This is a genomic window from Lacticaseibacillus zeae DSM 20178 = KCTC 3804, assembly GCF_000260435.1.
Classification (GTDB): Bacteria; Bacillota; Bacilli; order Lactobacillales; family Lactobacillaceae; genus Lacticaseibacillus; species Lacticaseibacillus zeae.
The window spans coordinates 1-255 of the sequence record NZ_BACQ01000101.1; the positions used below are offsets into that span (position 1 = coordinate 1).

Annotated in this window: 1 protein-coding gene; it reads left to right on the forward strand. The window is 44.7% G+C overall.

Annotation, left to right across the window (positions count from 1 at the left end):
- Positions 1-186: ISL3 family transposase (locus tag GSO_RS15345; RefSeq protein ID WP_010493972.1), on the forward strand; the 186-nt coding region annotated here is incomplete at its 5' end.
- Positions 187-255 lie beyond the last annotated feature (69 nt).

A 255-nucleotide genomic window follows, 5' to 3' on the forward strand; every position in this document is an offset into this window, starting at 1 on the left:
CCCCTAGATACGGCCATGCATACCCTACGAAAGAATCTTAATGGAGTAATTAATGCCGCCAAATCGTCCTACTCTAACGGACCGATAGAAGGCATCAACCGTAAGATCAAGGAGCTCAAACGTGCTTGTTATGGCTTCTCCAATCAGGCCAATATGTTCACACGCGTCTACCAGCTGATTGCCTAGATTATCTACCACAATAACGTCACGATGGTAGGCTTATTTGTTATGCCTTCAAGTACGATATTCAGACGA